Here is a 9,387-nt window from a genome sequence, read left to right on the forward strand (position 1 = left end):
CCTTCAGGGCGGGCTGGGGCGGCGTGGTGTGGAAGACGCTCGGCGAAGAGGGGCCGCCGGTGGTCAATGTCAACGGTCCGCGCTACGGCGCGATCTGGGGCGCCGACCGCCGCCTGCTCGGCTTGAACAACATCGAGCTGATCACCGACCGCGACCTGCAGGTCAATCTGCGCGAGATCAAGCAGGTCAAGATGGACTGGCCCGACCGCGCCATCGTCGTCTCGCTGATGGTGCCTTGCGAGGAGCATGCGTGGAAGGCCATCCTGCCGGTGGTCGAGGAGACGGGGGCCGACGGCATCGAGCTCAATTTCGGCTGCCCGCACGGCATGTCGGAACGCGGCATGGGCTCGGCGGTCGGCCAGGTGCCGGAATACATCGAAATGGTGGTGCGCTGGTGCAAGGCCAACACCCGCATGCCTGTTATCACCAAGCTGACGCCCAACATCACCGATGTGCGCAAGCCGGCGCGTGCCGCCCTTGCCGGCGGCACCGACGCCGTCTCGCTGATCAACACCATCAATTCCATCACCGGCGTCAATCTCGATAGTTTCGCACCGGAGCCGACAATCGACGGCAAGGGTTCGCATGGCGGCTATTGCGGCCCGGCGGTGAAGCCGATCGCCATGAACATGGTGGCCGAGATCGCCCGCGATCCGGAAACGCACGGGCTGCCGATCTCCGGTATCGGTGGCATCACCACGTGGCGTGACGCCGCCGAATTCATGGCGCTCGGCGCCGGCAATGTGCAGGTGTGCACGGCGGCGATGACCTATGGCTTCAAGATCGTGCAGGAGATGATCGCCGGCCTGGAAAACTGGATGGACGAGAAGGGCCATGCCTCGCTGGACGACATTATCGGCCGCGCCACGCCCAACGTCACCGACTGGCAATATCTCAACCTCAACTACGTCGCCAAGGCGCATATTGACCAGGAGGCCTGCATCAAATGCGGCCGCTGCCACATCGCCTGCGAGGACACTTCGCACCAGGCGATCACCAGCATGGTTGATGGCGTCAGACATTTCGAGGTGATCGAGGCCGAATGCGTCGGCTGCAATCTCTGCGTCAATGTCTGCCCGGTCGAGAACTGCATCACCATGGAGCCGCTGGCGGCTGGCGTGATGGACCAGCGCACCGGCAGACCGGTGTCGCCGGTCTACGCCAACTGGACGACGCATCCAAACAACCCGATGGCCAAGGTGGCGGCGGAGTAGGGCTCGCTTCAGCCGGAGTTCCTCGCCCCACGAAGTGGGGAAGAGGTGGCCCGGCGAAGCCGGGACGGAGAGGGGTCTTCGGGGCGGCTGGGAATGGCTCCCTGATGGCCTTTATCCTGCGCCACATCCTTCACCGTTTCTGTCGTCGCAAACGTCATGCCCCTCTCCGTCCCGGCTTCGCCGGGCCACCTCTCCCCCGCGCTGCGGGGGCGAGGAACAGAAGTCGCGTGCTGCGTGTCGAAAGCCGCCAGACCTTCGCCCTTCGGCAATCTCTCTTTCGCGGCCATCGCAAACACGTAGGGATTTTTCATTTTCATATTGCGGATAAAAATTATCGACGATAAACTGTATCCATGAATCGGAGATCAGCACGATGAAGCTAGGCGAGGGCGTCGAAGCGGCCATCCACTGCGCCGCGATGCTTGCCGGCATGGAAGGCGCGGCGACCATGCCGGGTGCTGCCATGGCGGAAGCGTTCGGCCTGTCGCCGAGCTATCTCCTCAAGCATCTCAACGCGTTGACGGCGTCGGGCATTCTGGAATCGGTGCCCGGGCCATCAGGCGGTTACCGGCTGGCGCGGCAGGCGGAGCGCATAACGCTGCTCGACATCGTGCTCGCCGTGGAAGGACGCGAACCGGCCTTCCGCTGCGGTGAAATCCGTCAGCGCGGGCCGGTCAGGCTCGATGCCGCGGCCTATGTCAAACCCTGCGGCATCAACGTCGCGATGCTGAAGGCCGAGGGCGCCTATCGCGCGGCTCTTGCCGAAGCCCGTCTGTCCGACATCGTGGCGCAGTATAGGAGCGATGCCGATCCCCGTTCAGTCGCCGCGAACTGCGCCTTTGTCGAGCGCCATCAGCGACCGCAGAAACCGAGTTCAACCAAGCAAGCGTGAAAGGTGAAGACGATGAAACAGAGGCTGCAATTCTTCGGCGCGGCGCCGGAAATCATGAAAGCGGTATCGGCGCTCAACAAGGCGGTCGACGAATGCGGGCTCGAGACAAGCTTGTTGCACCTGATCAAGCTGCGGGCGTCGCAGATCAATGGCTGTTCGTATTGCGTCGAGATGCACAGCCGCGAGGCACGCCATGACGGCGAGACCGAACAGCGGCTTTATCTCGTCTCCGCCTGGAAGGAATCGCCGCTGTTTTCCCCGCGCGAACGCGCTGCCTTCGCCTGGACCGAAGCGGTGACGAAGATCGCCGATAACGGTGTCTCGGACGAACTCTATGCGCGGACGCTCGAGCATTTCTCGGAAGAGGAACTGGTCAAGCTGTCTGTCGCGCTTGGCATGATCAACACCTGGAACCGGCTTTGCATCCCATTCCAGGCCATTCATCCGATGCCGGCGGCGAAAGCCGCCTGAGCGGTCGAACCGGCGCGCGGCCTTGCGCCGCGTGCCCTTTTTGCTGTGGAATCAAGAACATGTTGTTGAATTTTGGGAATGAGATTCTTCTTGCCGCCCGCCTGTTGCTTGGCGGCGCGTTCGTCTTTGCCGGCCTGCGCAACGTCCAGAACGCAACCTTCCTCACCCAGTTGATGACGACACGCGGCGTGCCGCAGGCGCGGCTGATGCTGTGGCTGGGGATCGTCCTCCAGATCGTCGCCGGAGTTCTGGTGATATCGGGTGTCTGGACCGCTGCCGCCGCTCTGTGCCTGGTGCTGTTCCTAATTGTCGCCACCCCGATGTTCCACAATTTCTGGGGTCATCAGGGGCCCGAGCGCGCGTCCCGAATCAATGGCTTTGTCGGCAATATGGCGTTGACCGGCGGGTTCCTGGCGCTGGCGGCGCAGCCGCTTTGACGGTTTGGATGGCCGCCTCGTGGAGGCCGCCGCCACGGTCTTTGGCGACAGCCAGCTTCCGCGCGGCGCGGCCGATGCGGAAGAGCCGCCGACGATCACGGCATGTGAGGGTTTCTCGCTCGTGAACGTTATCTCGATGTTAAGGGGGCTGACTGACGCCCGACGAGGTCGAGACTCAATGTCAACAATTGCTGTCTTGCCTTTGCGTCATAGGCTTGCGCGTTGGCGCGGGATTCCCTCTGGCCGTCGAAATAGAGGCCGCTCCGCCCTTCGAGTGCGGGCGACGTCGCGAGATTGAGGATGGCATCGGCGCCGGTTTCGACCGAGTTCCAAGGTGTGATGCCTGCCTGCCGGACCATGGTGGTGTTCATGTAGCTTGCGGGATGCAGGCTGTTGACGGTCACATAGGTGCCCTTCAGTTCCTGCGCCAGATCGATGGTGAACATGATTTGCGCCAGCTTGCTCTGACTGTAAGCGCGAACGCCGTCATAGTTGCGGGTCAGCATGACATCGTCGAAATCGATCGCCTGCTGGCCGGCCGAGGCGACATTGACGATGCGCGCCGGCGCGCTCGCCTTGAGCAGCGGCAGAAGCTCCGATGTGAGCAGGAAGCCGGCGAGATAGTTGACGGCAAAGCGCAGTTCGTAGCCGTCGGCGCTGACCTGTCGTTTGGTGCCTGCGGTGCCAATGCCGGCGTTGTTGATGAGGATATCGAGCCGGCCCGAGCGGGCGCGAACAGCCTCGGCGAGACGCCGGACTTCGGCCAGGGACGAGAAGTCGGCGATGAGAAGCTCGGCCTTGCCGCCAGCGGCTTCGATCTCGGCGACGACATCCTTGCCCCGTGTCGCATCGCGGCCATGCACAAGGACCCGCGCGCCGCCGGCGCCGAGCCTTTGCGCGACCAAGCGGCCGACGCCGTCGGTCGATCCGGTGATGAGGACGGTCTTGTCTTTCAGTTCCATGCTTGGAGCCTCCATGTTGCTGCGAGTGGAAGATGGGGCATCCGACACACCTGTAAAGCATGTCAGACATCCGACGGCCGGCAGCATGGCGTTCGAGCATATGAGTTTCTCGATAGACGACGGCTCGGATATGAAGCTGATCGTCTACACGCCGCTCGCCGAGCAGAACTCGATCGCTAAGTTGCAAAAGCTGCTGGAGACGCTTCCGGCCGAGCGGCGCAGCGCGTGAGGTTGGTTGGCCGCAGCCCCTCAGCTTCGTCATCCCAGGGCGTAGCAGCCGCGAAGCGGCGTCGCGGAGACCCTGGGATCCATGCCGCGACATCAACCGAGGAATGCGGCGGAACAGAATTCTGCACCGCAGCAGCGCTCTGAGGTTACGGCATGGATCCTGGGGTCTGCGCCGCGTCGCTTCGCTCCTTGCTGCGCCCCAGGATGACGAAACGATGAGTGCTTCGGCCAACCTCCATGGTCTGCGACAGCCAAGCGAACGGTGAATGTCGGCTGCAACCAGCTCTCCACCTGTTAAACCATTTTGCCGCTAGCTTTTCGGCTTCAGCCCATCGATGAACAGCTGTTCCAGAAACCTTGCCGCATCCTCGAAGCGGCCGTCGCCGCCGCGGTTGGGGCCGAGCACGGCGCGGACCTGAACGTCGAAATCGGCATAGTGCTGCGTCGTCGCCCAGATCGAGAAGATCAGGTGCCAGGGGTCGGTGCGGGCGATCTTGCCGGCGCGCATCCAACCCTTGATGATGGCGGCCTTCTCGTCGACCAGAGTCTTCAGCTCGCCTTCAAGCATCGGCATGATGCGCGGCGCGCCCTGCAGGATCTCGTTGGCGAACAGCCGGCTTTCCCTAGGAAAATCGCGCGCCATTTCGAGTTTGCGCCTGATGTAGCTGCGCAATTCGGTTAGGGGATCGCCGATGTCGTCCAGTTCGCGCAACGGCGCCAGCCAGGTGTCCAGAAGCCGCTGCATCAGCGTCTCGTGGATGTCCTCCTTGCGGCGGAAATAGTAGAGCAGATTCGGCTTCGACATGCCGGCGGCTTCGGCGATCTGGTCGATGGTCGAGCCGAGAAAGCCATTGGTTGAGAAGACCTCGAGCGCCGCCTCCAGGATGAGCTCGCGCTTTTCCTGCTGGATGCGGGTGCGGCGCGGGGCAGGGGTGTCCATGCCTGTCGTCATCCCCGCAGGACATTGCCGCGAGGGTCATCTGGACCAATTCTCTGGACCAGTTTTTCTCCGGCCTGTGGAGCGCGCCTCAGCTGCCGCATTTCCGCTAGTAATCCTTGACCGCCGACAGGGCGGTGCTAACGTTTGTCCGATCGGTCAAAAATTTGCGTAGCACGAAAACGCAGCAGAGACCAAGTGTCGGGAAGACCAAGCGTTAGCCGCACCGAAACAGGTTACAAGGGGAAGTCTTGGTCATGTCCAACCGGCTGAAAGTCACGCCGAACGATCTCAGCGCATTCTGGATGCCGTTCACGGCGAACCGGCAATTCAAACAGGCGCCCCGCATGATGGTGTCCGCCAAGGACATGCATTACACGACCAGCGACGGGCGCAAGGTTCTCGACGGCACCGCCGGCCTGTGGTGCGTCAATGCCGGCCACTGCCGGCCGAAGATCACCGAGGCGATCCAGCAACAGGCCGCCGAACTCGACTATGCGCCGGCCTTTCAGATGGGCCACCCGATCGTTTTCGAACTGGCGAACCGTTTGGTCGACCTCGCGCCGAAGGGCATGGACCACGTGTTCTTCACCAATTCCGGATCGGAATCGGTGGAGACTGCGCTGAAGATGGCGATCGCCTACCATCGCGCCAAAGGTGAGGGCTCACGCACCCGCCTGATCGGCCGCGAGCGGGGCTATCACGGGGTCAATTTCGGCGGCATCTCGGTCGGCGGTATCGTCACCAATCGTAAGATGTTCGGCACGCTGCTCGGTGGCGTCGACCACATGCCGCACACGCATCTTCCCGAGAAGAATTCGTTCACCAAGGGCGTGCCCGAGCATGACGCGGAATTGGCCAACGAGTTGGAGCGCATCGTTGCGCTGCATGATGCCTCCACCATCGCGGCCGTCATCGTCGAGCCGGTGGCCGGTTCCACCGGCGTCATCCTGCCGCCGAAGGGCTATCTCGAGAGGCTACGCGAGATTTGCACCAAGCACGGCATCCTGCTGATCTTCGACGAGGTCATCACCGGCTTCGGCCGCCTCGGCACGCCGTTTGCCGCCGACTATTTCGGCGTCACGCCCGATATTATGACGACCGCCAAGGGCGTCTCCAACGGCGTCATCCCGATGGGCGCGGTGTTCGTCAAGAAGGAAATCCACGACGCTTTCATGACCGGTCCCGAGCATATGATCGAGTTCTTCCACGGCTACACTTATTCGGGCAATCCGATCGCCTGCGCGGCAGCCCTCGGCACGCTCGACACCTACAAGGAAGAGGGCCTGCTGACCCGCGGCGAGGAACTGGCGCCGTATTGGGAAGACGCGCTGCATTCGCTAAAGGGCGAGCCGAACGTCATCGATATCAGAAACATCGGCCTGATCGGCGCGATCGAGCTGGCGCCCATCCCCGGGAGTCCGACCAAGCGTGCCTTCTCGGCCTTCGTCAAGGCGTTCGAGCGCGGCGCCCTGATCCGCACCACCGGCGACATCATCGCGCTGTCGCCGCCGCTGATCATCACCAAGGGCCAGATCAACGAATTGATCGACCATGTGCGTGAAGTGCTGAGGGCGGTGGACTAGATACTCCACAACGTATAGGGCGGCGACGGGAACCGTCGCCCTATACGTGAATAGATGAGAGGAACTTGAATGGCCGCTCCGGGCGAGAATCTGCGAATCAATTCAGACCGTTTGTGGGATTCGATAATGGAGATGGCGAAGATCGGCCCCGGCATTGCCGGCGGCAACAATCGCCAGACGTTGACCGACGAGGACGGCGAGGGGCGGCGTCTGTTCAAGCGCTGGTGCGAGGCAGCCGGCCTCGAAATGGGCCTCGACGAGATGGGCACGATGTTTGCCCGCCGCGAAGGCACTGACCCTGATCTGCCGCCGGTCTATGTCGGCAGCCATCTCGATACTCAGCCGACCGGCGGCAAGTATGACGGCGTGCTCGGCGTACTCGGCGGGCTGGAGATCGTGCGCTCGCTCAACGAACTCGGCATCAAGACAAAACACCCGATTGTCGTCACCAACTGGACGAACGAGGAAGGCGCGCGCTTTGCGCCAGCCATGATGCCGTCCGGCGTCTTCGCCGGCGTGCTCGATCAGGCCGACGTCTACTCGCATGTCGACAAGGACGGCAAGAAATTTGGCGAGGAGCTCGAACGCATCGGCTGGAAGGGCACCGAGAAAGTCGGCGCGCGCCAAATCCACGCCTTCTTCGAGCTGCATATCGAGCAAGGTCCGATCCTCGAGGACGAAGGCATCGACATCGGCGTCGTCACCCATGGCCAGGGACTGAAATGGCTGCAGGTGACGTTGACCGGCAGGGAGGCGCATACCGGCTCGACGCCCATGCCGCAGCGCCGCAACGCCGGGCTCGGCATGGCGCGGGTGATTGAGCTGGTGCACGAGATCGCCATGGACTACCAGCCCGATGCCGTAGGCGCGGTCGGCCACATGGAAGTCTATCCGAACTCGCGCAACATCATCGCCGGACGCACCGTCTTCACCATCGACATCCGCTCGCCGGAAAAGGAGGTGCTCGACGTGATGGACGCGCGCATCCGCGAAGGCATCGACACGATCTGCGAGGCGCTCGATATCAAATATCAAATCGAGCAGGTCGGCCATTTCGATCCGGTCGCTTTCGATGCGGGCTGCGTCAAGGCTGTGCGGGATGCGGCGGAGCGCCTGGGTTATACGCATCGCAACATCGTCTCCGGCGCCGGCCACGACGCCTGCTGGATCAACCGCGTCGCGCCCACCGCAATGGTGATGTGCCCGTGCGTCGACGGGCTGTCGCATAATGAGGCCGAGGAAATCACCAAGGAATGGGCGGCGGCCGGCGCCGACGTGCTGTTCCACGCGGTGGTGGAAACAGCGGTGATTGTGGAGTGAACTAGAAACCAAGCTTCCGAACGCCGCTCACCAAGAAGCGCGAGAAAAACAAGGGAACAAAAATGACCAAAGTCATCAAGAACGGCACCATCGTCACCGCCGACCGCACCTGGAAGGCCGACGTGCTGTTCAAGCACGGCAAGATCATCGCCATCGGGCCGGACCTGCATGGCGACCACGAGTTCGATGCCACCGGCTGCTATGTCATGCCAGGCGGCATCGATCCGCACACGCATCTCGAAATGCCGTTCATGGGCACCTATTCGGCCGACGATTTCGAGAGCGGCACGCGCGCCGCCCTTGCCGGCGGCACCACCATGGTTGTCGATTTCTGCCTGCCGGCGCCGCAACAGTCGCTGCTCGAGGCCTTGCAGATGTGGGACAATAAAACCTCGAAGGCGTCCTGCGACTATTCCTTCCATATGGCGATCACCTGGTGGGGCAAGCAGGTGTTCGACGAGATGGCCACCGTCGTCGACAAGGGCATCACCTCGTTCAAGCACTTCATGGCCTACAAGGGCGCGCTGATGGTCGACGACGACGAGATGTATTCGTCGTTCCAGCGATGCGCCGACCTTGGCGCGCTGCCGTTGGTCCATGCCGAGAATGGCGATGTGGTGGCGGCGCTTTCGCAGAAGCTTCTGGCTGCCGGCAACAACGGTCCGGAGGGGCATGCCTATTCGCGCCCGCCGGAGGTCGAAGGCGAGGCGACCAACCGCGCCATCATGATCGCCGACATGGCCGGCGTGCCGCTCTATGTCGTGCATGTCTCCTGCGAGCAGGCTCACGAAGCCATTCGGCGGGCGCGGCAGAAAGGCATGCGCGTCTTCGGCGAGCCGCTGATCCAGCATTTGACGCTCGACGAGAGCGAATATTTCAACAAGGACTGGGATCATGCGGCGCGCCGCGTGATGAGCCCGCCCTTCCGCAACAAATTGCATCAGGATTCGCTGTGGGCCGGCCTGCAGGCCGGATCGCTGCAAGTGGTGGCGACAGACCATTGCGCCTTCACCACCAGCCAAAAGCGCAACGGCGTCGGCGATTTCAGCAAAATCCCGAACGGCACCGGCGGACTCGAGGACCGCTTGCCGGTGCTGTGGACGACGGGCGTCAACACCGGCCGGCTGACGATGAACGAATTCGTCGCGGTGACCTCGACCAACATCGCCAAGATCCTCAACATGTATCCGAAGAAGGGCGCCATCGTTGAAGGTGCGGACGCCGACATCCTCGTCTGGGACCCGAAGCGCAAGAAGAAGATCACGGCCAAAAAGCAGCAGTCGGTGATCGACTATAACGTCTTCGAAGGTTTTGAGGTGACCGGCCTGCCGCGCTATGTC

At 62.5% G+C, this 9,387-nt stretch carries 10 protein-coding genes; 8 read left to right on the forward strand and 2 right to left on the reverse strand.

The annotated features are described in order from the left end of the window. The 4 genes from preA to EOA86_RS10330 all read left to right on the forward strand — a co-directional run. The coding region (preA, locus tag EOA86_RS10315; protein ID WP_128341524.1) for an NAD-dependent dihydropyrimidine dehydrogenase subunit PreA at positions 1–1,214 on the forward strand (1,214 nt) is incomplete at its 5' end. A gap of 373 nt (positions 1,215–1,587) precedes the next feature. After that, positions 1,588–2,106: an Rrf2 family transcriptional regulator gene (locus tag EOA86_RS10320; protein WP_128341526.1), complete on the forward strand. Its 519-nt coding sequence runs from the start codon at positions 1,588–1,590 to the stop codon at positions 2,104–2,106. A 12-nt stretch (positions 2,107–2,118) separates the two neighbouring features. Further along, positions 2,119–2,577, forward strand: coding sequence for a carboxymuconolactone decarboxylase family protein (locus EOA86_RS10325; RefSeq protein WP_128341527.1), 459 nt, complete (start codon positions 2,119–2,121; stop codon positions 2,575–2,577). A 59-nt stretch (positions 2,578–2,636) separates the two neighbouring features. Beyond that, a complete protein-coding gene (locus EOA86_RS10330) occupies positions 2,637–3,014 on the forward strand; it encodes a DoxX family protein (RefSeq protein WP_128341529.1) in 378 nt (125 codons plus the stop codon). A gap of 128 nt (positions 3,015–3,142) precedes the next feature. Here EOA86_RS10330 and EOA86_RS10335 read toward each other — a convergent pair whose 3' ends face one another. Further along, entirely contained in the window at positions 3,143–3,976 is an 834-nt protein-coding gene (locus EOA86_RS10335; RefSeq protein WP_128341530.1) for an SDR family NAD(P)-dependent oxidoreductase, read from the reverse strand. A 13-nt stretch (positions 3,977–3,989) separates the two neighbouring features. Here EOA86_RS10335 and EOA86_RS10340 point away from each other — a divergent pair, with 13 nt between their 5' ends. Continuing rightward, a complete protein-coding gene (locus EOA86_RS10340; protein WP_245497209.1) occupies positions 3,990–4,205 on the forward strand; it encodes a hypothetical protein in 216 nt (71 codons plus the stop codon). Between the two features lie 309 nt (positions 4,206–4,514). Here EOA86_RS10340 and EOA86_RS10345 read toward each other — a convergent pair whose 3' ends face one another. Then, positions 4,515–5,144 (reverse strand): TetR family transcriptional regulator C-terminal domain-containing protein, encoded by a 630-nt coding sequence (locus EOA86_RS10345; protein ID WP_164891662.1) that lies wholly within the window; start codon positions 5,142–5,144, stop codon positions 4,515–4,517. Positions 5,145–5,398: 254 nt separating this feature from the next. Here EOA86_RS10345 and EOA86_RS10350 point away from each other — a divergent pair, with 254 nt between their 5' ends. From EOA86_RS10350 to hydA, 3 genes are all read left to right on the forward strand, one after another. Further along, on the forward strand, positions 5,399–6,727 hold the full coding sequence (locus EOA86_RS10350) for an aspartate aminotransferase family protein (RefSeq protein ID WP_128341533.1): 1,329 nt from the start codon (positions 5,399–5,401) through the stop codon (positions 6,725–6,727). Between the two features lie 69 nt (positions 6,728–6,796). Continuing rightward, on the forward strand, positions 6,797–8,047 hold the full coding sequence (locus EOA86_RS10355; RefSeq protein ID WP_128341535.1) for a Zn-dependent hydrolase: 1,251 nt from the start codon (positions 6,797–6,799) through the stop codon (positions 8,045–8,047). 62 nt (positions 8,048–8,109) lie between these two features. Then, positions 8,110–9,387, forward strand: a 1,278-nt coding sequence (gene hydA / locus EOA86_RS10360) for a dihydropyrimidinase (RefSeq protein WP_128341536.1), incomplete at its 3' end; no start/stop codon positions are given.

It is taken from the genome of Mesorhizobium sp. M5C.F.Ca.IN.020.32.2.1 (assembly GCF_004023105.1).
Taxonomy (GTDB): domain Bacteria; phylum Pseudomonadota; class Alphaproteobacteria; order Rhizobiales; family Rhizobiaceae; genus Mesorhizobium; species Mesorhizobium wenxiniae.

Coding starts and splice junctions, on each gene's coding strand:
- EOA86_RS10355 (WP_128341535.1), top strand. CDS start 6,797: ATGGCCGCTCCGGGCGAGAATCTGCGAATCAATTCAGACCGTTTGTGG.
- EOA86_RS10320 (WP_128341526.1), top strand. CDS start 1,588: ATGAAGCTAGGCGAGGGCGTCGAAGCGGCCATCCACTGCGCCGCGATG.
- EOA86_RS10325 (WP_128341527.1), top strand. CDS start 2,119: ATGAAACAGAGGCTGCAATTCTTCGGCGCGGCGCCGGAAATCATGAAA.
- EOA86_RS10345 (WP_164891662.1), bottom strand. CDS start 5,144: ATGGACACCCCTGCCCCGCGCCGCACCCGCATCCAGCAGGAAAAGCGC.
- EOA86_RS10335 (WP_128341530.1), bottom strand. CDS start 3,976: ATGGAACTGAAAGACAAGACCGTCCTCATCACCGGATCGACCGACGGC.
- EOA86_RS10340 (WP_245497209.1), top strand. CDS start 3,990: ATGTTGCTGCGAGTGGAAGATGGGGCATCCGACACACCTGTAAAGCAT.
- EOA86_RS10350 (WP_128341533.1), top strand. CDS start 5,399: ATGTCCAACCGGCTGAAAGTCACGCCGAACGATCTCAGCGCATTCTGG.
- EOA86_RS10330 (WP_128341529.1), top strand. CDS start 2,637: ATGTTGTTGAATTTTGGGAATGAGATTCTTCTTGCCGCCCGCCTGTTG.